Annotated in this window: 19 protein-coding genes and 2 pseudogenes; 14 read left to right on the top strand and 7 right to left on the bottom strand. The window is 70.7% G+C overall.

Features of this window, described 5'->3' with window-relative positions; translation table 11 throughout:
- The first annotated feature begins 160 nt into the window (after nucleotides 1-160).
- Nucleotides 161-1,561, top strand: a complete 1,401-nt coding sequence (locus AD017_RS29455; protein ID WP_082538428.1) for a DUF1173 family protein — start codon at nucleotides 161-163, stop codon at nucleotides 1,559-1,561.
- A gap of 503 nt (nucleotides 1,562-2,064) precedes the next feature.
- On the opposite strand, the gene AD017_RS34815 is transcribed toward AD017_RS29455, so the two are convergent.
- Nucleotides 2,065-2,442: a hypothetical protein gene (locus AD017_RS34815; RefSeq protein ID WP_145984153.1), complete on the bottom strand. Its 378-nt coding sequence runs from the start codon at nucleotides 2,440-2,442 to the stop codon at nucleotides 2,065-2,067.
- Between the two features lie 230 nt (nucleotides 2,443-2,672).
- On the opposite strand from AD017_RS34815, the gene AD017_RS29450 reads away from it, so the two are divergent.
- Nucleotides 2,673-3,299: an ABC transporter permease gene (locus AD017_RS29450; RefSeq protein ID WP_369821710.1), complete on the top strand. Its 627-nt coding sequence runs from the start codon at nucleotides 2,673-2,675 to the stop codon at nucleotides 3,297-3,299.
- A gap of 205 nt (nucleotides 3,300-3,504) precedes the next feature.
- Here the strand turns inward: AD017_RS29450 and AD017_RS29445 are convergent, their stop codons facing one another.
- On the bottom strand, nucleotides 3,505-4,785 hold the full coding sequence (locus AD017_RS29445) for a sensor histidine kinase (protein ID WP_145984151.1): 1,281 nt from the start codon (nucleotides 4,783-4,785) through the stop codon (nucleotides 3,505-3,507).
- A gap of 52 nt (nucleotides 4,786-4,837) precedes the next feature.
- On the bottom strand, nucleotides 4,838-5,485 hold the full coding sequence (locus tag AD017_RS29440) for a response regulator transcription factor (protein ID WP_060576915.1): 648 nt from the start codon (nucleotides 5,483-5,485) through the stop codon (nucleotides 4,838-4,840).
- Nucleotides 5,486-5,536: 51 nt separating this feature from the next.
- On the opposite strand from AD017_RS29440, the gene AD017_RS29435 reads away from it, so the two are divergent.
- The 9 genes from AD017_RS29435 to AD017_RS29395 all read left to right on the top strand — a co-directional run bounded on the left by AD017_RS29435 (nucleotide 5,537) and on the right by AD017_RS29395 (nucleotide 17,018).
- Entirely contained in the window at nucleotides 5,537-6,430 is an 894-nt protein-coding gene (locus AD017_RS29435) for a metal-dependent transcriptional regulator (protein ID WP_060576914.1), read from the top strand.
- 197 nt (nucleotides 6,431-6,627) lie between these two features.
- Nucleotides 6,628-7,497 carry an ABC transporter substrate-binding protein gene (locus tag AD017_RS29430; RefSeq protein WP_227013396.1) on the top strand — a complete coding sequence of 290 codons (870 nt, stop codon included), beginning with the start codon at nucleotides 6,628-6,630 and terminating at the stop codon, nucleotides 7,495-7,497.
- Nucleotides 7,498-7,657: 160 nt separating this feature from the next.
- Nucleotides 7,658-8,695, top strand: coding sequence for a 2,3-diaminopropionate biosynthesis protein SbnA (sbnA, locus tag AD017_RS29425; RefSeq protein ID WP_082538427.1), 1,038 nt, complete (start codon nucleotides 7,658-7,660; stop codon nucleotides 8,693-8,695).
- On the top strand, nucleotides 8,692-10,506 hold the full coding sequence (locus AD017_RS29420) for an IucA/IucC family siderophore biosynthesis protein (protein WP_145986099.1): 1,815 nt from the start codon (nucleotides 8,692-8,694) through the stop codon (nucleotides 10,504-10,506). The genes sbnA and AD017_RS29420 overlap by 4 nt, the downstream gene beginning before the upstream one ends.
- The gene (locus AD017_RS29415) at nucleotides 10,503-11,759 is read left to right on the top strand and encodes an MFS transporter (RefSeq protein WP_060576906.1); all 1,257 of its coding nucleotides are present in this window, start codon (nucleotides 10,503-10,505) and stop codon (nucleotides 11,757-11,759) included. The genes AD017_RS29420 and AD017_RS29415 overlap by 4 nt, the downstream gene beginning before the upstream one ends.
- A 5-nt stretch (nucleotides 11,760-11,764) precedes the next feature.
- Complete coding sequence (locus AD017_RS29410) at nucleotides 11,765-13,348, top strand: IucA/IucC family siderophore biosynthesis protein (protein WP_168172321.1); 1,584 nt, start codon at nucleotides 11,765-11,767, stop codon at nucleotides 13,346-13,348.
- Nucleotides 13,345-15,087: an IucA/IucC family siderophore biosynthesis protein gene (locus AD017_RS29405; protein ID WP_060576903.1), complete on the top strand. Its 1,743-nt coding sequence runs from the start codon at nucleotides 13,345-13,347 to the stop codon at nucleotides 15,085-15,087. The genes AD017_RS29410 and AD017_RS29405 overlap by 4 nt, the downstream gene beginning before the upstream one ends.
- Nucleotides 15,080-15,844 (top strand): HpcH/HpaI aldolase/citrate lyase family protein, encoded by a 765-nt coding sequence (locus tag AD017_RS29400; protein ID WP_227012919.1) that lies wholly within the window; start codon nucleotides 15,080-15,082, stop codon nucleotides 15,842-15,844. Before AD017_RS29405 ends, AD017_RS29400 begins: the two co-directional genes overlap by 8 nt.
- Nucleotides 15,837-17,018, top strand: coding sequence for an alanine racemase (locus AD017_RS29395; protein ID WP_060576899.1), 1,182 nt, complete (start codon nucleotides 15,837-15,839; stop codon nucleotides 17,016-17,018). The genes AD017_RS29400 and AD017_RS29395 overlap by 8 nt, the downstream gene beginning before the upstream one ends.
- Nucleotides 17,019-17,027: 9 nt before the next feature.
- On the opposite strand, the gene AD017_RS29390 is transcribed toward AD017_RS29395, so the two are convergent.
- From AD017_RS29390 to AD017_RS29375, 3 genes and pseudogenes are all read right to left on the bottom strand, one after another.
- Nucleotides 17,028-17,981, bottom strand: a complete 954-nt coding sequence (locus AD017_RS29390) for an ornithine cyclodeaminase (protein WP_227012918.1) — start codon at nucleotides 17,979-17,981, stop codon at nucleotides 17,028-17,030.
- A gap of 1,352 nt (nucleotides 17,982-19,333) precedes the next feature.
- Complete coding sequence (locus AD017_RS33815) at nucleotides 19,334-19,909, bottom strand: MFS transporter (protein ID WP_227012971.1); 576 nt, start codon at nucleotides 19,907-19,909, stop codon at nucleotides 19,334-19,336.
- Nucleotides 19,910-19,979: 70 nt separating this feature from the next.
- Nucleotides 19,980-20,778: pseudogene (locus AD017_RS29375) on the bottom strand (transposase family protein).
- 233 nt (nucleotides 20,779-21,011) lie between these two features.
- On the opposite strand from AD017_RS29375, the gene istA reads away from it, so the two are divergent.
- Both istA and istB read left to right on the top strand, forming a co-directional pair.
- A complete protein-coding gene (gene istA / locus AD017_RS29370) occupies nucleotides 21,012-22,499 on the top strand; it encodes an IS21 family transposase (RefSeq protein WP_060576553.1) in 1,488 nt (495 codons plus the stop codon).
- Entirely contained in the window at nucleotides 22,496-23,263 is a 768-nt protein-coding gene (gene istB / locus AD017_RS29365) for an IS21-like element helper ATPase IstB (RefSeq protein WP_060575501.1), read from the top strand. The genes istA and istB overlap by 4 nt, the downstream gene beginning before the upstream one ends.
- Before the next feature lie 74 nt (nucleotides 23,264-23,337).
- Here the strand turns inward: istB and AD017_RS29360 are convergent.
- Nucleotides 23,338-23,946: pseudogene (locus AD017_RS29360) on the bottom strand (MFS transporter); the annotation flags it as partial.
- Between the two features lie 41 nt (nucleotides 23,947-23,987).
- On the opposite strand from AD017_RS29360, the gene AD017_RS29355 reads away from it, so the two are divergent.
- Nucleotides 23,988-24,224 carry a hypothetical protein gene (locus tag AD017_RS29355; protein ID WP_145984148.1) on the top strand — a complete coding sequence of 79 codons (237 nt, stop codon included), beginning with the start codon at nucleotides 23,988-23,990 and terminating at the stop codon, nucleotides 24,222-24,224.
- Nucleotides 24,225-24,240 lie beyond the last annotated feature (16 nt).

Here is a 24,240-nt window from a genome sequence, read left to right as displayed (position 1 = left end):
CGCGCACGCATGGCCGGAATGGTCGTGTCGTCTCGGGCGTGACGGCGGGCGCCGGGCATTCCCGCGTTCGCCGCGGTCCGCCTGCGGCGCTGCGGTGCGCGCTCGCTTCACGGGATCGATGTGGTGATGTAGTCGTGCGTCCCTCCGGCGGTGATCTCGTGTGCTGTGGTGCACCCTCTTGCTGGCCAAGTGGCGGCTTGGCCGGGTACGGCGGTCGGGAGTGCGGCGGGGCTATGGTCGGCGTTTCCGGTGGGCGCGTGGGCGTGGGGTACGCCCGTCGGTGTTCCCGGGTCCGGCTGCCTGCGACCGTGGGGGCGACGGGGTGAGTGCGGCCGTCGAGCGGGGCGGGCGGCGCCGGCGACCGGTGGCACCGGGTGCGCGAGTGCGGTTGGCGGGGCGATCGGTGTCGTTGGCGTGGTTCCGACGTGATCCGTGGGCGTATCGGGTGTGGGCGGAGCGAGCCCGGGTCGTGGACGGGTGCGGGTGGTGTCTGTGCACGGATCCGGCACCGCGGTTGGTGATCCGCTGCCGGGCCGGGGTGTTCTCGTTGGCGTGCTGGCCGGGCGGCAGTGCGGAGCATGATCTGCGGTGCGCGTTCCGCAACGACGGCAGCGCTGGTCCGGGCGGGCACCGGCGGCGGGTCCGCGCACTGCGCGAGGAGGGTCCCGGCCTGGTGTCGGTGCGGTTGACGGTGCCATTGCAGGCGCGGGCCGGCGAGGGTGGTGGCGGTACCGACTGGTCGGTGACCGGCGGAGCCGGGCACGACGGGATGAGTCTGCTCGGGTTTCTGCAGTATCTGTGGGAGCGGGCCGGGCTGACAGTGGCCCCGCAGGGCGAGCGTCGGCGCTGGGCCGACTGTCACAGGGTCCTGCAGGACGTGGTGTCTCGGGTCGCGATCTCCGGGGGCGCCGCGGGTGAGGGGTGCTATGTGGTTCCGCCGTTCGACGTCTCGGCACCGGATCGGCATCGGGCCGCGTTCGCGCGGTTCATCGACGGGTTGGGTGACCGGGAGGGCATGAGTCGTCGAAGGTTACTGCTCGGTGCGGTGCGGTCCTGGTCGGACACTCCCTACGGCCAGCGGCTGGATCTCCGCCATCACCCGGTGCCGGTGTTCGTGTCGCACGCGGTGGGTGCCCGGCTGCGACGAGGCGCTCCGTCGGTGTTCGCACGGGCACGTCCCACCGGGAGCGAGCAGGTGGTGGTGGCGGCGGTGACGCGCAGCGATGCAGGGAACCTGTCGGTGGTGGCGGCGGCGGTGATGCTGACCGGGTGCGGATTTGTTCCGGCCGATTCCTCGCACGAGGTCGTGATGGCTGACGCGCTGTACGGCGCGGGCCGGGAGTTCTACAAGCCGCTGCGCTACGACGGCAGCGAGGACACCTTGCCGGATTTCGTGCTGACCGACACCGATCCGCCGACCGCGGTGGAGGTGTGGGGTATGGGCGAGCAGGAGCAGTACGCGCTGCGTCGGGACCGTAAGCGGCAGTTGTATCGGCTGCGGCGGACTCCGTTGATCGAGTGGGATCCCGGAGATCGGCTGCCGGATCTGACGCGGCGTTGAGGACCAGGGGCGAGGTGACGGCTTCAACGCGGGCACGGCTGACGGTGGCGTCGCGGTCGGCAGGCGGCCGCTGCCTGGACCGGAGGTAACTGTCGTGCGAGCGGGTTTGTGGCTCTTACTAGCGAGACGTGTGCCAGGATTTTGGGACGACTGACCCTATGTCACTTGCGCCAAAGTGCTCTCAAAGCTCGACGGTGACGTCGTCGTCTGGTGCGTCGCGTTCCGACACGAGCGCTCAGCTTCGGGGGCGCTGCGGGTCTGAAGGTCCCGGCAGGGTCGGTGCTGCAGCGTCGGGGTGGCGGGGTCCTGACGAGATCGTGCGCCGCATCGTCACCGACTGTTGCCGCAGGAGGACCCGCATGGGTTCCGGTCCGGGTGGTCCCGTGCGAGCCTGCGTCAGCCGGTGCGGATGCGAGCCGTGCGGGATGACCGGTCGCTGCAGGGTTCGCTGACCGGTGCACGGAAGGCTTAGCTGGCCGAGCACGAAGGCACCTGTGCGGCGGTCAGCGGCCGGTGGGGGTGTCGGCGTCACGGTGTACCTGCTGCTGAGCGGGGATGCTCTCCGCGACCCGCCGCGGTGCGTCGGTAATCGCCGCATTCGGCGCAGACAGAGCTGATCCGACGGCCAGCACGGCTTCGGCGAGAAGGGCCACGCGCTGGTCGAGCGTGCTGGCGTCGAGGGTGCCGCCCTGTTCGATTACGCGCCGCTGCTCGATCCAGCGGCGGATCAGCGCGGTGGGCGTGATGCCCTCCGCCGAGGCAACAGCGAGCCCGACGTGGACACCGCATTCTTCGCGGTCTCCTGAGGGAGGGGACCTTCGCGCCGGGCTCCCTGTCGTCGAGCGCCGATCCCTGGCGCGTGGTGTCCGATCCGCTGCCACGCTGGGGTCACACTCACCAGGCTAAGATCGCTCGTCTGCGGGAACCGGACCGAGGCAGCGGCTGGGGGTCCGTGGTGCAGCGGTTGTAGGCCAGCGTCCAATGGGGTGGTGACAGGGACGGAGACTCCACTCGGATGGCCGGTTGTCGGCGCGGTCGTTCTGTTGACCTTGGTTGCCGCCGTGAGCGCTCGCCTGGGTTCGAGGGGACATCCCGCGCGGCTGCCCGCGCGGTGGTCCAGCTGTCGGTGGTCGCGATTGTCATCGTGGTGGTCATCATGCACTGGTGGGCGACTGTCACGTTCGTCTTGGTCATGATCGCGGCGGCCACGGTGACCTCGGGCCGGCGAATGACTAGACATCCTCGCGGCCTGCTGGCAGGCGCAGCTATCTGTGCCGGCACGGCACCGGTACTGGCAATCGTGCTCGCCACCGGCGCCGTCCCCTTGACGGGAGTCGCGGTCGTCCCCGTCGCGGGAATCGTGATCGGAGGGGCTATGTCGGCGACCTCGCTGGCCGGTCGATACGCTTTGCGCCAGCTTGCGGACCGGCACGGCGAGTACGAGGCGGCATTGGCCCTCGGGCTCCTACCTCGGGACGCAGCACTGCTGGTCGTGCGCGACGCGGCGCACGACGCGCTCGTCCCGGCGCTCGACCAGACCCGCACCGTGGGTCTGGTGACCCTGCCGGGTGCGTTCGTCGGCGTCCTTCTCGGCAGTGGCGATCCGATACAGGCCGCGACAGCTCAGGTCCTCGTCCTGGTTGGGCTGCTGGCGGCGGAGACTGTCACGGCGCTGGTGACCGTCGAGCTGGTCGCCCGCCGGGCGATCGTGCGCGAGGAGGATCCGTCCGCCGTGTGAGCGGCGCGCACGCCGTCGATGGGGTCCGGCCCCGGCGCGGAGAAACGCGAAGGCAGCGGCGTGATGGGCACGGTGCGATGGCAGCGGTGCGATCGCGCGTGACGAAGAGGCGGTAGTGTCGCGGCCCCCGAACGGATCGGTCTGATTGTCTTGCTCGGTTGGCGGGTGAAGGACGCGAGCGGTGGGGCGTCGGTCCGTCGCCCTTTCAGCGAGGAACAGGCAGGGTCAGGGTGATCATGGTGCCCCTGCCCGCCGTGGAGTCGATATCGACCTGCCCGCCATTGTCTCGTGCGACGTCTGCCACGAGACGAAGCCCGATGTGGCCGTGGAACGGCCGGACCTCGCGGGCGTCGAAGCCCATCCCGTTGTCGCGGACCTTGAGCAGGAGCTGGCCCTCGGTCGGCTCCGAAACGTGGAGCCACAGGTGGGACGCGTTCGCGTGACGAACCGCGTTGCGGGCGAGCTCGCCGGCGATCTCGCCGATCACTGCGACGAACTGTGGTCCTGGCTCGCTTGTGGTCTCGTCGTGGACTGTGGCCACCGGTGCGTCGGCGTGTCCCGCCCGTGCGTGCTCTACGACGCGGGCCAGGACGTCGGTGAGTGACGGTGACTCCGGCGGCGCCACATCGGACAGGATCGCCCGCAGCTCGCCGATCTCGGAGACCAGCAGCTGGTGGGCGTTGCTCAGTAGGTCGTGGGCCTGCGCTGTGCTGTCCGGCCCGGTTCGTGCGGCGTCGACCAGCAGCCCAGCGCTGGCCAGATCGGGAATGATGTCGTGGTGGAGCCGCCGAGCGAGCACGTGCCGCGCGGACTCCGCGGCGGTGAGTCCGTAGCGCCGCAGGGCTCTGCGCTCGGCGTTCTCCCGCTCGATGCGGCGCGCGAGTCGCGCCGAGAGCGGAATGGTTGCTGCGCCGAGCAGCACCAGGCTTCCGAGTGCGGCGGGCAGGACGATGGTCGCGGTCTCGCGAACCGTTCCCGCCGTGTCGACCGGGACGTAGACCTCGAGTCGGGCGGCACGGTCAGAGGCGTCGCGGAAGCCTGCGAAGACCTCGAGCAGCACTGCGCTCTGTCCCGATTCGAAACGGTGTTCGTCGTCGTCGGGGACCGGGAGGGTCACCAGCATTCCCCGATCGACCTGCTCGACCACCTCCTCAGGCAGCGGCTGGCCCCGTTCTCCTTCGAGGACCGACTTGTCGGAGTACGCGATGGCTGCGTCGCCCGAGCCGTCTGGGTCCACCGTCCAGACCTTGACGCGCCGGATCATCCCGTTCGTGAGGTACGGGGCGATCGCCTGGTCGACCTCGACCCGTCGGTTCTCGGAGAGCGGCTCGGCGAAGCGCTGCCCGGACAGCGGCCCGATCAGCGCGACTCCGACTTGCTCGGCAACTCGCTCAGCGGTCCGGTAGGCGTCGTCGCGTGCGAACATGAGCAAGCCGACCGACATCGATGTGCCGACCACGACCACGACGAGCGCGACGAGCGCCACATGCTGGAGCAACAGCCGGCGGATCGGGCGGTCGCGTCGAGTCCGGTACACGTCAGATGCGCGATCCGACGGAGATCAGGCCCTGTCGCCCCGCCGCGATTACGGCAGCGAGCAGGCTGTGCACGCCCAGCTTCGCCTTGATCGACTTGATGTGATCGCGTGTGGTGTGCAGCGAGATGCGAAGATCTGCGGCGATCGTCGCCGGGTCGAGCCCCTGTCCGAGTAGGCCCAGGACCTGGTGCTCGCGCATCGTCAGATCGGCCTGGGCGGGGCTCGTGTCCACATCGACCAGGACGTTGTCCGGCGAGGCGTACCGGACGGCCTCGACGATCCGGGGAAGGGTGCCGTCCTTGCCCAGGAACCCGACCGCGCCGGCTGCGATCGCCCGCCGAGCGAGGTCGGGCCGCAGATGTGCGGTGAGGACGATGCATCGGCCCGGGCGGTGCCTGCGGGCGAGGTGCTCGACGACGCTCAGCCCGCTGCCGTCCGGTAGCTCGAGATCGACTACGGCGACGTCGCAACCGGAGCTGTCGATGAGAGCGGTCGCTTCGGCGACCGAATGTCCGACCGCAGTGCAGCGGATGCCGGGTGTCCGGTCCAGGCTGATCCGCAACGCGTCGGTGAAGACACGGTGATCGTCGGCGAGGAGCACCGCGAGCGGCTCCTCGTCCTCGGCCGTTGCCGCCGTGCGCACCTCCACCCCCTCATTTTGGGGAAGGGACCCTTACCTTATGAAGCATAGCCTGCCTTTATGCACGGGTTGAGGCGGTCGCGCACGAGCTCACCCGGGGTTCTCATCGACTCGTCGGAGGCCTTCCTGCGGGCGGTCTATGAGTTCTGGGAGGAGCACGGTCTTCCCCCTCGACAGGCTGATCTGTGGTCCGGACACGGCATCACACGTAGCGCCCTGAGCCAGCGGACCGCCCGGCTCGTCCGGGACGGATTAGTCGAGCTCCCGGACTCCATCGGGATCGTGCTGACCGAGCCCGGACGGGCGAAGGCACGAGTCGTTGTCCGCAAACACCGAGTCGTTGAGCTCCTGCTCGTCCGTGTGATCGGACTCGAGTGGCCGGCGGCGCACGCCGAGGCCACCTACTGGCAACACATACTCGGCGACGACGCCGAGCGCAAAATCCTCCGGCTCCTCGACGTGCCGCACCGTTCCCCCTACGGCTGCCCAATCCCGGCCATCGGCGAGCTACTCGGCGCGGAGCCAGCCGACGATCACAAGGACCGGCGACCGGACGACCCGCCCGGGACAGCCCGCAACAACCCCGTCGACACAGACCCGGACCGGGTGGCGATCACTGTCGGAGATGCTGCCGCGTCGGGCATCAGGCACGGACGGATTTCGCATATCGTGGAGTCGGTCCAGAACCGCAAACCGGTGCTTGAAGGCCTGCAGGCCTGCTGTTGCCTACCCGGCGAGCTCGTGACGGTCGACCTTGACGATGGCTGCGTGTGTCTGTCGACGTCGTGTGGGGAAGTGCGGCTGAGCGCCGTCGAATCGCGCGGAGTGCTGGTCGACCCTGTCCGCTCGGGCACCGGGGATACGCTCCGGGGCACCCCGTTCCCGATCGGCCGCAACGTCCGGGGGGCGGAGCGGGTCGGTCGACGCCCGGTGCTGGCCGTCGACATCGGTTGACCGCGACCGACCTTCGACAGCTCTCTCTGTGAGGTCGGGCACCAGTGCCCAGCTTCGCGGCCTCTCATTCGAACAACCGTGGTCGGCGGCGATCGACGCTCGTTCCCGCACGTCCACACCGAGAAAGGACATTCATGTTCCGAACACCATGGCGTCGTGCGGCGCGGGTCGCCGGATGCGCCGCCGGCCTCGCTCTCGTGGTCGTGGCGGCCGGGTGCAGCGCACCGGCCGACGAGGCATCCACCGCACAGGGGCGGACTGTCGCACACGCCCGGGGCGAGGCTACGGTTCCCGAGAAGCCCGAGCGGGTCGTCACGCTCGAGCCTGCCGCGACGGACACCACGGTCGGGCTCGGAATCCCCGCTGCCGGTGCCACTGTCTTCTCCGAGGCGGTCGGTGTCCCGCGCTATCTCGGGGAGGGCGGCAGCGCCATCACCTCCGTCGGGACCGTCGACGCGCCGAACCTGGAGACCATCGCCGCGCTCGATCCGGACTTGATCATCGGAACCGAGACGCGGCACTCCCAGTTTTACGATCAGCTCTCCGCGATCGCGCCGACCGTTTATCTGGCCAACCACCTCGATCCCTGGCAGGACAACGTGCGAACGGTCGGTCGGGCGCTGGGGCGGGAGCAGGAGACCGAAGCGCTGATGCAGCGCTACCAGGACCGGTGTGCCGAGATCGACGCCAAGCACCGCACCGCGGGACGAACTGCGCAGATGATCCGTCCGCGGGACGCGATACTGACCCTCTACGGACCGACCTCGTTCGCCGGGACGACGCTGGAGTGCACGGGTCTGACCATCCCTCCTCGCGAGTGGGTCGGCGGCATCCAGACCGATCTCTCCCCCGAGCTCGCCGTCGAGGCCGGTGCCGACGAGGTGTTCGTGACCGTCCCCGACCCCGCCTCGGCCGACCCGCTGCCCACGACACTGACGTCGGTGCAGGACAGGGCGTTTCCTCGCTTGCACACGGTCGATCAGGCGGTCTGGATCACCGGCGTTGGCCCAGTGGGCGGGATGGCGGTGCTCGACGACATCGACCGGGCCCTCGGCGGCGCGGGCTGACCACGTCGACCGGGTGGCCGTGTGACGACGCCGACGACGTCGTGCACGGCGGTTGGCCAAGAGTGACCACAGTGGACCCGGACGGGCCCACCCCACGATCGTCATCCCTGTGCAACAAACAACCCCAGGACTTCTTCCTGGCTGAGAGCAGGAGGCACGAGTGGCCCACACTCACGTGGAGGCCGAACCGATCCTCGACAGCGTGCTCGACCACATCGGACGCACTCCGCTGGTCGCGCTGAGTCGGCTCTTCCCAGAGCACGACGTCGAGGTGCTCGCGAAGATGGAGCTGCTCAACCCGGGCGGCAGCATGAAGGACCGCTCGGCCCAGCACATCATCGGCAACGGTCTGGCGGATGGCAGCATCAGACCTGGGGACAGACTCGTCGAGTCCAGCTCCGGGAACTTTGGCGTGGCAATCGCGATGGTCGCCCGCATCCACGGCCTGCACTTCACCTGCGTGGTGGATCCAATGGCGTCGGCGGCCAACTTGGCAATCATGGAGTCGCTCGGCGCCGACGTCGAGCGCGTCACCGAGCCCGCGGAGGTCGGCGGGTACCTGGGCGCCCGGCTGGCCCGGGTCCGCGAGATCGTCAACTCCACAGGTGCCGTCTGGATCAACCAGTACGCCAACGACCGCAACTGGCTTGCCCACTACCACGGAACCGGCGCCGAGCTGGCCGAGGACCTCGTCTGCCCACCGACCGTGCTCGTCGCCCCGGTCAGCACTACCGGCAGCATCCTCGGCTGCGCCCGCCGGTTGCGTGAGCATGCACCGCAGATGCGGGTGGTCGCCGTCGACGCCGTCGGCTCGGTGATCTTCTCCGGCGACCGGCCGTCACCACCGGGGACCCGTGAGTTGCCCGGCGCCGGCGCCGGGCGAGTGCCGGAGCTGCACAGCCCGGAGGAGATCGACGACGTTGTGCACATCGACGACGCCACCGCCGCCGAGGCCTGCCGCGACCTGCTGCTCGAGGAAGCGATCTTCGCCGGTGGATCGACGGGCTCGGTGGTCGCCGCAGTCCGGCGGATCCTGCCGTCGTTACCTCGGCCCGCCCGCGTGGTCTGCCTGTTCCCCGACCGCGGGGACCGCTATCTCGACCGCGTCTACGACGACGCCTGGTTGGAACGCGCCCGGGTTCGCGCAGGTCGTGGCGCCACCGGCCCGCAGCGGCGTGTCGTGGGGGGAACGGCGTGAGCAATCTGCCCCCTCCCGGGCAGGAAGTTATCGCCGACCTGCTGGAGGCAGCAACCACGGAGGGGCTGTGGGGGCTGGACGCCTGCACGCCCGGCCCCGCCCCCACTTGGGTGCCGGAAACCCTCAGAACAGTCCACGATCGGTGGGTGCGCGTCGACCTCCCCGGCGGAGGGTCGCTGACCTGGGCCGCGGTCGATGGCGGTCCTCTGACACACAGCCGCTACGCCGGGGGGCAGGTCTGGTACTATAGCGATGGCGGATCGGTCCGCCCTGTCGGCCCCGACCAGATGCTGGAGCTGCTGGTCGCGACTGATCCCGCGGGCCCGACCGGACACCTCGAGACCACACTCGCGGAACTGCGTACCGCGGTCGTGCACGCGCACGTTGTGCGGGCCGGCCGCGCACGGATGCCCGATCCGTTGCCGAGCGCGGGCCGGGGTAGCGCGGGACAGATGTTGCTCGGCGGCGAGATGCTCGCCGCGACTCGAGGTCGTCCGTTCCATCCGACGGCCCGGGCCGTGTCCGGCTGGACCGACCGCGACCTCGTGCGCTTCGGCCCGACCGCGTCGGGCCCGGTCGAACTGGCGTGGGTCGGTGTGCGCGAGGACCACGTGCGACGGGGTCCGCACGCCGGTCCGGACGAGCTGATCGATCTCGTCCTGGACGCGGACGGTGCCGCCCGGATTCGCACGCTGCTCGCCGAACGGGACGCCGACCGCCACCGGGCGCTGCCGGTGCACCCCTACGACCTGGAGCACGTGCTGCCCGCCGTGTTCGCCGACGAGCTGGCCGAGGGCGTCATCGTGCCTCTCGGCCCGGCCGGTCACGGTGTCCCGACAGCGTCGCTGCGCACGCTCGCCCTGCCTGGGGAACCGCTGCGGCACCTGAAGTTGCCACTGGGGGTGTCCACCCTCGGAGCGGCCCGCTTGTTGCCGCCGCGCCATCTCGATCACGGTGACCGGGCTGCGGGTGTGATCGGCACTGTGCTGGGCGCCGACCCTCGGCTCGCCGCGCGGGTCGGGATCGTCGACGAGAGTGACTGGGCCGGGTTCGCCCTACCTGATGGCTCCGATGAGTTCGACGATCGGCCTGGGCATCTCGCCGCTCAGGTCCGGCACTACCCGGACTTCGGCGACGGGATCCCGCTACCGCTGGCCGCACTCGGCGCACACGAGTGGGATGTGCTGGGCCCGCCGCTCGGTGTCACCGACGTGGCTACGGCGCGACGGTTCCTGCGCGCGCTCACCACTGACGTGCTGAGCGTGGCGTTCGGCTTTCTCGGCCACGGGTTGCTTCCCGAGATGCACGGGCAGAACGTCGTCGGTGAGTTCGAGTCGGTCGCGGGGGGGCCAACCCGGCTACGGCGGCTGGTCCTGCGCGACCACGACACGCTGCGGGTGTACCGGCCGTGGGCTCGGGCGGCGGGAACCCCGGACCCCGGCTACCGGATCGCCCCAGGTGTGCGACAGTCGCTGCTGCTCGACAGCCCCGAAGAGCTGGTCGGCTACCTCCAGACCCTGGTGGTGCAGGTGTCGCTGCGTGCGATCGCGGTGGCGCTCGACCGCCACTTCGACCTGCCCGAGTCACAGTGGTGGGCGACGCTGGGCGACGCTGTCACCGATGCGATCGCGGTGGCCGAGCCGCCGGACGAGATCCGCGCCTCGATCACCGACCTGATGCTGGAGCGACCGACTTGGCCCGCGCGGGCGGTGCTGGGGCCGCTTCTGGAGAGGGGGCCGTCGTCGGGAGTCAGCATGCCCGCAGGCGTCGTCGCGATCACGAACCCGTTACGCCTGAGGGTTGCGACGTGACGGAAGACGTCGGTATCGCCCCGGCGTCACTGGACGCGGGCCAGCATGTGGTCCGCGCGCGGCGGGTGGTCTGGTTCGGCCAGTTTGCCGCCGTGGCCGGTCTCACCGTCGTGGTGCCCCTGCTCCCGCTGCGGCTGGCCGAGCTGGGCGCCGGGCCCGCAGCGGTCCCGTGGTGGACCGCTGCCTGCCTGGCGGCGCCTGCGCTGAGCCAGGTGGTGTCCGCCCCGTTGTGGGGAGCACTCGGGGACCGATTCGGGCGTCGCAGGATGGTGGTGCGGGCCCTGCTCGGGCTCGCCGTCGCCGTCGGGGCGATGGCCCTGGCCGACACTCCTGTGCAGTTTCTGCTCTGCCGGATCGCGCAGGGCGCGTTTGGTGGGGTGCTCGCTGCTACGGCGGTCTACGCGACTGTTCTGAGCCCTGCCGATCGGCGAGGGCGCAGCTTGGGCAGCCTCTTCGGTGCCACTGCCGCAGGGTCCCTGGTCGGCCCGCTCGCGGGAGGCACCGCCGCTGGTGTGCTCGGCTATGAGGTGGTTTTCACCGCGGTCGCGACACTGCTCGTGGTGTCGGCGCTGTTCGCACTGGGTCTGCTGCACGAGCCGGCCTCAGCCGAGTCGGCCGCCGAACGCCCGCGCACCCTCCTGGTGATGCGCGGGCTTGTGGGCTCGCGCGCCACTACGCGGGCGCTCGCCGGCGGGCTCGCGGCTCAGGCCGGGGTGTTCGGCCTGGTGGTGCTGTTCGCCCCGCAGGTCGCGCTCCTCGTCGGAGGGCCGTCGCAGGCGGCGTTCTGGGTCGGGTTGCTCCAGGCGCTGACCTGGGCGGCGTCCCTGCCGGCGGCCCGGTTCTGGGGTGCGCGGACCGACCGCGCGGCTGGTCGCGGGCGGCCGGTCGCGATCCGGGTGCTCGTCCCGGCCGCGCTGGGACTCGCCGTCGCGACGTCGCTGCAGGCGCTGCCCGCCGACCCGGAGCTACTCGTACCGCTGCGCCTGCTCCAGGGATTCTGTGCGGCCGCGGTGATCCCCGCGGTGCTGCACCAAGTCGTCACCGCCTCCGCGGAACGGGCCCGCGGCACCGCAGTCGGTGCCGGCACCGCCGTGCTCGACCTCGGCCAGGTGATCGGTCCCGCCGTGGCCGCCCTCGCTGTGACGCTGCTCGACGGCACCGCCGCGTTCGCCGTGGTAGGTGCCCTGTTTCTGATCTCCGCCGGCCTCGCGGCGAGTGCCGGCCGACCTGTTGTGGAGGCGACCGCCCGATGACGTCCGTGACCGCTGTGTCCGCCGAGGGCCCGGCCGACCCCCGGGATCGCCGCGATGTGGCGGCCGCCGAGGCCGCCACCCGGGAACGTCTACTGCGATCGTTGTTGCGCGAGACCGGAACCGCGGTGACCGTGCCCGGCCCGGTCCGACTGCCGGTGCCGGGGCCGGGGTTGATCGCGGAGGTGACCGTGGCGTCGCCGTCGGGACACCACTGCTTCGCCGGCACGGTCACCGGCGCCGGCGGGACCCCGGTGGCGCACCGGGTCGTCGTCGACGCCGTGCTCGCGGCCGCCGGCGCGGCAGAACGTGCCCTGGTGCTGGCCGACGAGATCGCCGACAGCACCGCGCGTACTGCACGCTACCTCGCGGGCTCGCGCGACGACTGGGACCGGCGCAGCTCGGAGCAGTCGCTGCTGCGCGGGCACCCGTTCCACCCGACACCCAAGAGCGCGGTCGGCTTCAGCGACGACGATCTGCTCGCCTATGCCCCCGAGCTGGGCGCGGGGTTCCGGCTCGACCACGTCGCCGTCGACCCGGCGCTGGTCGCCGACCACCGCGTCGCCGACGGCGACTGGGGTCTCGAACCTGCCGGGGACGGGTGGCCGGTCCTGCCCGTGCACCCCTGGCAGGCGCGCTGGCTCGCCGTCCACCCGCGCGGCGCCGAGCTGTTGGCCGACGGGCGGCTGCGGGCGCTGGGGCCCCGTGGACCGCAGGTCCGTCCCACCTCATCGGTGCGCACCGTCGCCGCGCCGGGGGCCCCGTCGACGTGGAAGCTGCCGCTCGGGGTACGGATCACCCACTTCGTGCGGACCAACCCGGCCGAGCACGTCCGGCGCGCGCTCGCCGCCGGGGCACTGGTCACGGCCGTCGACCCCGCCCGCGAGCATCCCGGGTTCGAGATCCTCGTCGAGACCGGGGCCCGCGGGATCGACCCCAGGATCGGCGGCGCCGACCTCGCGGACGGCCTGACCGTGCTGTTCCGCGACCCACCCCACCCCGACGCCGCCGTGCTCGCCGGACTGCTCGAGGACGGCCCCGACGGTCAGGCCCCGGCACTGGCCGGGCTGGTGCGTGCCGCCGGCGGGGACACCGAGGACTGGGTGCGCCGGCACCTGTCGATCGCGATCCTGCCGCTGCTGCGGATCTTCGACCGGTACGGCATCGGTTTCGAGGCCCACGTGCAGAACTCGCTGCTCGTGACCCGCGACGGCCGGCCGGAACTGTTCCAGGTCCGCGACATGGAGGGGACCCACGTCGCCCGGGACGGCGCCGCCGGCGCGACCCTGGAGACGGGGTCCCCGCTGCTCTACGACCGCGCCGAGGCGTGGCAGCGGCTGCGCTACCACGTGATCACCAATCACCTCGCCCACCTGCTCGCCACCCTCGCCCGGGCCGGGACCCCGACCGAGGCGCAGCTGTGGGCGGTGGCGTCGGCCGAGCTCGCCGCAGCCGGCTCGCCGTCGGCGACCGCGCTGACCACCGACGCCACCCTGCCGGCCAAGGCGAACCTCGCCGCCCGCGTCGGCGGGCGCGGTGAACGCCCCGACTACGTCGAGATCCCCAACCCCCTCCGGGAGGCCGCCCGATGAGCCCCGATCCGTACGACGCGACGTTCGTCGCCGAGGCGCTGGCGGCCCCGTCCGCCGTCGCCGTCCGCCACCGGGTGCTCGCCCAGCTGCTGGAGTCGCTGATCGCCGAGGGCGCGGTCCGGTACGAGCGCGACGGCGACACCTGCATCGTGCGCGGGCGCGCGGTGTACACCGCCACGGCCCGCGAGCACGGGTTCGGCCGCGTCCGGCTGGACGGGCCGGTGCTGCGCGACGGCGTACCCGCCACCTCACCGAGCCGCTTCCTCGACGAGGTCGCGGCGGTGCTCGACGCCGATCCGGCCCGGCTGCCCGGCTTCGCCCGTGAGCTGGAGGAGACCGTCCTCAAGGACGCGCTGGCGCGCCACGCCCGCACACCGGGACCGGTCGACCCCGGAGCCGGGCACGACGTGCTCGAGTCCCGCGCCGGTGACGGGCACCGCTACCACCCGGCGTACAAGTCACGGCTCGGGTTCGACGTCCGCGACCAGCTCGCCTACGGACCCGAGTTCGCGCCGACCGTGCGCCCGCTGTGGCTGGCGGCCGACCCGGCGATCGCCTCGGTCGGCGCGTCGGCGACCGCCCGGGTCGGGAGCGACCCCGCCGCGCTGTGGGCCGCCCAGCTCGACGGCGGGCCGATCATCCCCCCGCCCGGGCGCGTGCTGATCCCGGTCCACCCGTGGCAGTGGCGCACCGTGATCGCGCGGGCGTTCGCCCCCGAGCTCGCCTCCGGAGCGCTGCAGGTGCTCGGCGACGACGGCCACGACTACCGGCCGCAGGCCTCCATCCGCACGCTGGCCTGCGTCGACGCTCCGCATCTGCCGTCGCCGAAGCTGTCGCTGTCGATCACCAACACCTCGACCGCCCGCGGTCTCGCGCCGTACACGGTGCGCAACGCCGCCCGGGTCTCGGACTGGCTGGCCGGGATCGTCGCCGGGGACCCGGTCCTCGGTGGCCGGCTGCGGGTGATCGTGCTGCGCGAGGTGCTGGGGGTCGCGATCGGGGACGGTGCCGGACCGCTGGAACGCGACCGGGAGGGCGCGCTCTCGGTGATCTGGCGGGAGAGCCTGCACACCCACCTCGACCCGGGGGAGCACGCCGTCGGGTTCGCCGGACTGACCGCTCGTTCGGTCGAGGGGGTTCCGGTGGTCGACCCGTGGATCCGTGCCCACGGTGCCCGCGACTGGGTGCGGGCGCTGGCCGCGACCACGGTCGTGCCCTTGGTACACCTGCTCGTGCGGCACGGCGTCGCGCTGGAGTCGCACGCGCAGAACATGCTGCTCGTGCACTCCGGCGGCCGGCCGGTGCGGGTGGCGTTGAAGGACTTCCACGACGGTGTGCGCTTCTCCCGCGCCCTGCTCGCCGATCCCGGCGCCTGCCCCGAGCTGGAGTCCCCGCCCGCCCACCACGGCAACGCGAACTCGTTCCTGGAGACCGACGATCCCGCGCAGGTCACCGGCTTCCTGCTCGACGCGCTGTGCTTCGTCAACCTCGCCGACCTGGCACACCTGCTCGAGGTCGAGTACGGCCTGGCCGAGGCCGACTTCTGGGCCGAGGTCGTCGGCGCGGTGCGTGCGCACGCCGACGGGCATCCCGACGTGGCGGACCGGATGGCGACGTTCGACGTGTTCGCCCCGACCCTCGAGGTGGAGAAGCTGACCTCACGCCGCCTGCACCCCGACACCGAGCCGCGCCTGCGCCGGGTGCGCAACGAGTGGGCCGCGGTGGGTGCCCGTGCGTGAGGCACTCGCGTCCGGCCGGGAGGTGTACGGCCTGTTCGTCTCCGTCCCCTCGCCGACGATGGTGGAGATGGTCGCCGCCGCGGGGTTCGACTTCGCGATCCTCGACACCGAGCACACGCTGGTCGACCCGCAGACGCTGATGCACATGATCCGGGCGGCCGAGGCCTTCGGGATCGCCCCGCTGGTTCGCGTGCCGGAGGACGACCCCGGCGCGATCGGGCGGGTGCTCGACGCCGGTGCGCACGGCGTCGTCGTCCCGCACGTGCGCGGGCCGCTGGACGCGCGCCGCGCCGTCCGCGCCGCCCGCTACGCGCCGGAGGGCATGCGGTCCCTGGCCGGCGGTCGCATCGCCGGCTACGGCCGCGTCGACCTGGGGAACTACGTTGCGAACGCCCGGCCCCTGGTCGTGCCGATGATCGAGGACGCCGAGGCGGTCGCCGGCATCGACGCGATCCTCGCCGAACCCGGTATCGACCTGGTGCTGGAGGGCGCCGCCGATCTCTCGCAGTCGCTGGGGGTGACCTGGCAGACCCGCCATCCCGACGTCGTCGTCGCCGTCCGGGCGACGGCCGCGGCCTGTGCACGGGCCGGGGTCCCGTTCTGCGCGATCCCGCGGGTCCCCGCCGACCACCGGGCATGGCGGGACGCCGGGGTCCGTGCCTTCGTGCTCGGCGAGGACCAGGGCCTCACCGCGCGGGCCCTGCGCGCCCACCTGGCACACCACCGCGAACCCGGACCGGAGGACGCCGATGCGTGACCTGACCGCACTGGTGCACGAGCGGGCCGGCGGCGGCGAGCCGCTGTGCCTCTACGCCTATGACCTCGCCGCGCTGCGCACGCACCTCGGGACGGTCGTGGGGGCACTGCCCGAGCCCTGCCGGATGTACTACGCGGTCAAGGCGAACAGCGCCGCTCCGCTGCTGGCCGCGGCCGCCGACCACGTCCACGGGTTCGAGGTCGCCTCCGGCGGGGAGCTCGCCAAGGTGCGCGCCGCCGCGCCGGCCACCCCGGTGCTGATGGGCGGACCCGTACCGACACCGGCGGAGATCCGCGCCGGGCTCGCGGCCGGCGTCGCGCGGTTCCACGTCGAGAGCTTGCTCGGCCTGCACCGGGTCTCCCGGGAGGCCGTCGCGGCCGGTGCGACGGCCGAGGTGCTGCTGCGGGTGAACCTCGCCGGGCCGTTCCCGACCGCGACCCTCGCGATGGCCGGGCGCCCCACCCAGTTCGGCGTCGACGAGAGCGACCTGGACGCGGTCGTCACGGCCGCGACCACGCTGCCCGGCATCCGGCTCACCGGGTTCCACCTGCACTCGCTGTCGAACAACCTGTCCCACACCGACCACCTGGAGATGCTCGCGCTCTACCGCGACACCGTGCTCGGCTGGGAGCGGCGCCACGGCCTGCGGTGCTCCGTCGTCGACGTGGGCGGCGGAATCGGCGTCGACTACTCCGACCTGGACACGCCGTTCGACTGGGACGCGTTCACGCGTGGCCTGCACGACTGGGTGGACACCCTGCCCCCGCACTGGACCGAGATCGACTTCGAGTGCGGGCGCTTCCTCGTCGCCCGGTGCGGCGCCTACGCCGTCGAGGTCCTCGACGTGAAACGCAACCACGGACAGGCCTACGCGCTGGTCCGCGGGGGCACCCACCAGTTCCGCCTGCCGTCGTCCTGGCAGCACAGCCACCCGTTCCAGGTCGTCCCGGTCGAGCGGTGGGACTCCGGCCTGCCACGCCCGGAGCTGGTCGACGAGCACGTGACCGTCTGCGGGGAGCTGTGCACGCCGAAGGACGTCCTGGCGGCCGAGCACGTCGCCCGGATCCGGCCGGGCGACGTGCTCGTGTTCGAGGCGGCGGGCGCCTACGGCTGGGAGATCTCGCACCACGACTTCCTCAGCCACGGCCACCCCGAGCACCTGTGGCTCGACTGAGCCGCGGCATCACATCTGCAGGACGGTCCCGATCCCGTCTCGCTCGGCGACGGCACGGACCGCTCCGGCCAGCGCGACGTCGAGCACCCCCATCCCGAACGGGTTGGACAGCACGATGTCGTCCGCGCCGGCGCGGCCCGGGTGCCGCCCCGAGACGACGTCCGCCATGCCGGCGTCGACCCGCCGCCCGGACGCCGGGTCGCCGGTGACGTGCTGACCGTCCGGGCCGGTCACCTCCCCGGAACGGTAGAGCCGCCCGACGATCCGCCGGTCGTCGGCGGCGACGAGGTCCCAGTCGTCGACGACGAGCAGGTCGGCCCGCGCGACGACCTCGGGGAGCACGTCGTCGAGGGAGACGTGGGCGACGAGGGCGCCCGGGGCGAGCCAGTCGTGGGCGATGTAGCCGGTGGTGGTCGTCGTGGTGCACACGACCAGACCGGCACCCTCGACGGCGGCGCGCGCGTCGGAGGCCGAGCTCGTCCGGAGCGGGCCGTCGTGTGCCGTCGCCAGCGCCGCCGCACGTGCGGGGTCGAGGTCGTGGAGCACCACCTCGGCGCCGGGCAGCTCCGTGGCGAGCATCTCGAGATGGGCGTCGGCGAGCGCCCCGGAGCCCAGCACCGCGATCCGCTCGATCCCGGGAGCGGCCAGCAGGCGCACCGAGAGGATCGTGTACGCGGCGGTGCGGGTGGCCGACAGCCAGGCCGCCTCCATCATCGCCACCGGGCGGGCGGTGTCCGGATCAAACAGGAACGTCAGGCCTTGGGCGCGGGGCAGGCCTCGGCCGGGATTCTCCAGGCTCGAGTTGATCATCTTGAGGCCGACGGCGGGCCGTTCGCCCCAGACGGCACCGGGCAGCGCGAGACTGCGCGCGAACGCACCGGCCTCGGTGTGCCAGGGCAGGTACGCCTCGTCGGGCAGGGTCGTCTCGCCCGCCGCGTGATGCATGAGTGTCTGCCGCACCACAGCGACAGGGTCAATCTCACCAGCAGCTCGACGGACATCGTTACGTCGCAGAATGCGCAGTGGCGGTTCCAGTGTTTCAGTCACGAAGAAATTGTCTCGTTCGCGCGGCGGCATGCCAACCCTATCCTCGCTATCGTGAGGAAGATAATCTTCTCGCCCGTCCTCGTCTCGGTCCTCGTCTTGGTCCCCGTCTCCGCCTCCGTCGTCTCGGCGATGCGCGGAGGACTGGTGAAGATCAGTCGGAGGCGCGAACTGAAGCGCGCGGCTTCGACACTGTGGAGCGACGACCAGGATCTGAGTCGTCACTCGGGTATCCGATCTGTCGCGAGCAGGGCTTCTCAGTGGCAAGCGAATTGCGATTTGTAAGTTGACAGGAGCTTGCGCCGAAGCGTCTTGCGCTGTTCGCGGCGCGATTTCGAGCGCCCTCTGTCTTCAGAGGCAGAGAATGAATGACAGGTTGATCGCTGCCGGCGAAGCTGCGCCCCTGGTGGAAGCCTGACGGCCGCATATTCGTAGCCATCACACTTGTCTACTGCTCGCACGATGTCTCGCGTTACTCGTACTGGGTGCTGTGCTTCTTCTATAGCCCTCGGCGAGGGGGCAGGTTCAGGCGCTCCGTACGCCGGGAGGTCGCCGCCGTGCTGATTGCCGATACCCGCTTGACTCGGCGTTCGTGTTCGGCCCTGCGTAACACCTGGTCAGGGATAGGCGGCAATCAGGATCGAGCGTCACGGTCGAGCTGCAGAGATCGTCGATACGGCCCGGGCGTCCCGCGACTTCCCCGCGTGTTGCGCATTGCGCTGATTCTTTGGCCCATGGTATGCAATTCCTGTCGGTGGGATCTAGCTAGGGTCTGCCGACGCGGAATTGTGGGGTGCGAACTCGGTCAGACTGAACGCGGTCGCTCCACAGGGACCCGGCAGGACTGAGAGCTGGACCGATCAAGTCGCCTCTCCGCACCAGGGGCTGGCCTTGGCCACGCTTCTTGATCAGTTCCGTGGATGTCGTCACCGAAGTCAGGCGATCGAGGACGGGCCGGGGTCGCAGCGCAGCGACATGAGGACACAGTATCGATGGTTATCGGATCGCGTCGAGCTGTGGCCGTCGACAGCACGATTCAACGACGGGTTCGGCCTGGGCCAGATAGGACGGACACCTCCATTTCTTGCAGGTGGCCTCTGACTCGGGTTCGTTCCCGCAGTTCAGCTCGCTATCACCGTAATGGGTGATGGTGCCGCCCAGGTAGCGATCTTGTTGCATCGGACGCTGCGTTCGACCGCAAGGAGCATAGTCATCGTGACAGCCGTTCACGATTCCGCTACGTCCGCGAGATGGGGCCTGATCCGTCGGCTTCATTCTCCGGCCCTCTGGACGGGGAATCGCAGTAGAAGCGAACCTGCGAGAACTGCTGTGGAGATCGCCGTCGCGACGACGAACGCGGCCTCGACCCCTCCGGCGTCAACGACGCCGTCGGGATGGTCGGACCAGAGGGTCATGACCGTGACGAACAGGGCCGCTCCGGCGGCTCCAGCGACCTGCTGGGCGGTGGTGAGAATCGCGCTGCCGTGCGAGTGCATCACCTGCGGAAGTGCGCTGAGTGCGTCGGTCACCAGAGGAGTGAAGTTCATAGCTAGGCCGACTGACAGCATCACATGCAGTGCCACGACAAGTCCGACTGGGGAGTTCGCTCCGAGTGCGGCGAAGGCCCACAGACTCAGACAGACCACGATAGACGCGGGAAGTACCAACGCGCGGACACCAAGTCGGTCGTAGGCACGGCCGACTGCTGGACTGAGCAGACCCATCACGATCCCGCCGGGAAGCACCGCCAGGCCGGCGACGAACGGGTTGTGATCGAGTACCTGCTGGACATAGAAGGGCAACACGATCACTGCGCTGAACAGAGCGAGGTAGCTGACGCAGGCCAGAACAAGGGGGGTCGTGTAGGTGCGGATTGCGAGTGGTCGCAGGTCGAGCAGTGAGCCTTTGCCAACCTGATCAAGTGCTGGCGATCATGAGGGTCTGAACTGCGGCGACGAGCTCGGAAGCCCGGCTCGGGCAGGGGCGGATCTTGCGCAGGATCCGCCAGTTCTTCAGCTCGGCATTGACCCGCTCGCCAGGCCCGCGACGGCGGGCGTGCGCGGCGTTGACCTCCTTCTGGCTGTCCGAGAGCCGCCGGTAACGGCCGATGTCGGGATCGAGCCGCCGACGCCGTTGCGGGACCCGGATCGCCGCACCGCCACCCTGATATGCGGTGTCGGCGACAGCGCGCACCCCCGCTTCGTTCAGGGCGTCGATGATCCCGTGCTCGCGGGCGGCGCCCATGTCGTGGCGGGCGCCGGGCAACGCCGGCGAGATCCACACCAGCCGACTGGCCGGGTCGGCGATGACCTGCACGTTCACCCCGTGACACTTGTGCTTGCCGGAGTAGGACGCTCGATCGCGCCCGGACGCCATCGCGACCCGGTCGATGCGCAGCAGGGTGCCGTCGAGGACCACGAACGCCTTCCGCGCGGCCACCTCGATCGCCTGGGCCAGGGTCGGCGCCATCGCGGCGAGCAGGTCGAGAGCCTCGCGGGATGTAGCGGTACACCGTGGAGGTGCCGATCTGGAATCCGCAGGCCAGGTCGGCGTAGGTCTCACCCTTGCGCAGGTAGGCGACCACGAGCAGGGCCTGGCGGCCCGCGGAGAGCTTCCGCCACCGCGTCGAGCGCCGGACACGGTGTGATCGCAGCGCATCCGAGAGCACGCCGAGGGCGCGGCTGGACACGGTCATCGCGGACGGGTAGGACAGCACATGAAGCTCCTGGCCAGGCGGTCTGATCTAGTCAATCGCCCGTCTACCAGGAGCTTCACCCATTTGTCCGCGTACGGGCTCTGATGTCGCTGTAGGTACGAGCTGATCTGTCGTTGGTCCGGCGCGTCGGATCCAAGATCGGCTCAGGGAGGGACCACCCTCCGGGCTTGTCAGCCGCCAAGCAGACGAAACCCGGAGGGTGGTCACCCGTGATCCTGCCTGTGGAGGCATGGATGGATATCAGGAGGTTCGCCCCGCTGCGCGCGGCTGGGGCGTCGTGGAAGGAAATCGCAGCTCAAGCGGGCTGTGACTGGAGGACGGCGAAGAAGTATCTCTCGCCGGGAGCCCCGATGGCACCGCCGCGGGCGAGCTCGCGGGCGGGGACGGTGCCCAGGCTGGTGGACCCGTTCACTGACGTGATCGATGCCTGGCTCGCCGATGATCCGCGCCTGCTGGCCACGGTGATCCATGAGCGGTTGGTTGCCGACTACGGCTTCACCGGGCACTACCAGCGGGTCAAGGTCTACTGCGCCCGGGCGAGGGCACGGATCGAGCTCGAGTCCGACGCCCAGGGGCGCCCGCCGGGGCTGCACCGCCGGTTCGAGGTCGTCGCGGGCGCCCAAGCCCAGGTCGACTGGGGCGACGAAGGAACGCTGCTGGCCGGGGCCGGGCAGGGACGGAAGGTCTACTCGTTCCACATGACGTTGTCCTACTCGCGGGACCCGTTCATCTGCTTTGTCACCAGCCAGGATCTGGCCACGTTCTTCGACTGCCATCGCCGGGCGTTCGCGCACTTCGGCGGTGTCCCGGCCACGATCGTCTACGACCGGACCAAGACCGTGGTCCGCCGCCATGTCGCGCCCGGGCGTGCGGTCCCACTCCATCCGCAGGCGGCGTCGTTCGCTGAGCACTACGGGTTCGCCATCGACGTGCTCGCCGCCTACCGTCCCACCGGGAAGGGCCGGGTCGAACGTCAGGTCGCGATCGGGCGAGACCACGTCCTGTCCGGGCGGAGGTTCACATCGCTGGCGGAGCTCGATGCGGCGTTCGCCGCCTGGGTGCCGATCCGGCGCGGGCAGGTCCACCGCACCCACGGCGAGGTGATCGGTGTTCGCGCCGCCCGTGATCACGACGCCTTGGGGCCGTTGCCGCAGTTCGGATATGCGGTCACCGAGACCCACCTGCGCCGCGTCGGGCGGGACGCGTTGATCTCCTTCGCCGGATCTTCCTACTCGGTCGCCGCGAGAGCCGCCGACAGGCGCGTGACGAAGGCCGGGCAGCGGGTCGAGGTCCGGGTCGGGGTCGAGCACGTGGAGATCTGGCGGCTGCCCGTCGACAGCCCCGACCGGACCCCGATGCTCCTGGCCAGGCATCGGCTCGCGGCCGTCCGCGGACAGATGATCGTCGACCCCGCACACTGGGCCGAGCTCCCTGACGGCCACACCCGCGCCACCACCCTCACCGTCACAGACGAAGAACCTGTTGCCGCCCAACAACTCCAGGACGACCCGACATTCCCTTCGGCGTCGACATCGGCGTCGGCGTCGGCGTCGGCGTCGGCGTCGGCGTCGATGGTGTTCGGTGAGTCGCAGGCAGCACTCAAGGTCATGGTCGCCCGACGTCCGCTGGCCTATTACGACCGGCTCGCCGGGCTGGCGCCACCACCTGACCCCGCCGCTGCGGCCGGCGCCGAGAACGAGTCGTTGGTGGGTGCGGCATGAGTGAGCTGATCACCGGCAGGATCACCGCGCACGCCACCCGTCTCGGGCTGCCGCACCTGGCCGAGAACCTCGAACTGCTCGTCGGACGCGCCGAGGCCGACTCCATGGGTTACCGCGAGTTCATCGACACCGTCCTCGGTGAGGAACTCGGCCTGCGCGAAGGACGCCGGTTCCGCACCGCGCTCAAGCTGTCCGGGCTGCCCCACCACAAGACCCTCGACGAGTTCGACTTCGCCTTCCAGCCTGATCTCGACGTCCGCAAGATCCGCGATCTCGCCGCTCTGGCGTTCGTCGAGGCCCGCGGCAACATTGCCCTGCTCGGGCCGCCCGGCACCGGGAAGACCCACATCGCCGTCGCGCTCGCCGTCGCCGCCTGCCAGGCCGGGCACTCGATCTACTACACCAGCCTCGATGACTGCGTCCGCCAACTGCGAGCCGCCGAAGCCGCCGGCCGGTTCGCCCGCAAGCTCCAGACCTACCTACGGCCCTCGGTGCTCGTCCTCGACGAGGTCGGTTACCTGCCCTGCGACCGGGCCGCAGCGAACATGGTGTTTCAGCTGATCAGCCGCCGCTACGAACGCGGCTCGATCATCCTCACCAGCAACAAGACCTTCTCCGAATGGGGCCAGGTGTTCACCGACGAGGTCATCGCCACCGCGATCCTCGACCGGCTCCTGCACCACTGCGACGTCGTCGCCATCAACGGGCCCAGCTACCGGCTCAAGGACCGAGCGCTGTCCGCCGTCCCGGCAGCTGTGTCATGATCCCGTCCGGGCCAACGACACGTCAGGTCGTCCACCGACCGACACCACAGCCCGTCCCCGGACACCATTCGAGGTCACGCCACGCCGCACCCGCTCTGACCTGACCGTCCAGCAGGTTGGCAAAGGCTCAGTGGCGAGCCGCGGCGGCGGAGCCGGACCTGCCTCCGCACGAAGATCGTGAGCAGCAGGGTGCCGGTCATCACCCACCCCCACGCCGGGACCTCACCCGTCGCGGCGGAGTGCGCCGGGCCGGGTTCCGCGAGTCGGGTGATGCCGTAGACCAATGTGGAGAAGGCACCTCCGGTGAGTAGGACGGATGCGACGTCCAGTCGCACGCGAGTGGTCGTCGCCTCGACTCGTAGCCAGCGCATCCCCACGATGAGGACGGTGCCCCCGACTGGAAGTACCAGCCAGAACATCCACCGCCAGTCCAACACTGTCAGCACCGCACCGGCGGCCGCGGGACCGACAGCGGGTGCGACGGCTTGGACGACTGTCATCGTCCCCATGACCTGTCCCCGTCGACCGGCGGGAACGAGGGTGAGGATGCTGGTCATCAGCAGTGGGACCATGATCGCGGTTCCGGAGGCTTGGACCACCCGCCCGGCAAGCAGCAGCGTAAACCCAGGCGCGAGTGCGCACATCAGTGTTCCGCCGCAGAACAGCGCCATCGCCGACATATAGACCCGCCGGGGGGGTGAAGCGCTGCAGTAGAAATCCGGTGGTGGGTACCACGACGGCCAACGTGAGCAGGAACCCGCTCGAGAGCCACTGTGCTGTCGTGACCGTGAGGTCGAGGTCCTCGACGACGACCGGTAGCGCGACTGTCATGGTCGTCTCGTTCAGAACCATCACAAACGAGGACGCCACCAACAGCGATATCGTCAGCAATGCCCTCGGGGGGAGCCGGTTCACGCGGTCGTCGGGCACCGGCACTGCTGAGCCCCTCTCCGGGAGGTAGTCGGGCGAGCCGCGTG

Origin of the sequence: Pseudonocardia sp. EC080619-01, assembly GCF_001420995.1 — a bacterium.
Taxonomy (GTDB): domain Bacteria; phylum Actinomycetota; class Actinomycetes; order Mycobacteriales; family Pseudonocardiaceae; genus Pseudonocardia.
The sequence above is the reverse complement of the archived record's forward strand: the minus strand, read 5'-3'. Positions and strand labels throughout refer to the sequence as shown.

Coding starts and splice junctions, on each gene's coding strand:
- istB (WP_060575501.1), top strand. CDS start 22,496: ATGAGTGAGCTGATCACCGGCAGGATCACCGCGCACGCCACCCGTCTC.
- istA (WP_060576553.1), top strand. CDS start 21,012: ATGGATATCAGGAGGTTCGCCCCGCTGCGCGCGGCTGGGGCGTCGTGG.
- AD017_RS29405 (WP_060576903.1), top strand. CDS start 13,345: ATGAGCCCCGATCCGTACGACGCGACGTTCGTCGCCGAGGCGCTGGCG.
- AD017_RS29435 (WP_060576914.1), top strand. CDS start 5,537: ATGCACGGGTTGAGGCGGTCGCGCACGAGCTCACCCGGGGTTCTCATC.
- AD017_RS29395 (WP_060576899.1), top strand. CDS start 15,837: ATGCGTGACCTGACCGCACTGGTGCACGAGCGGGCCGGCGGCGGCGAG.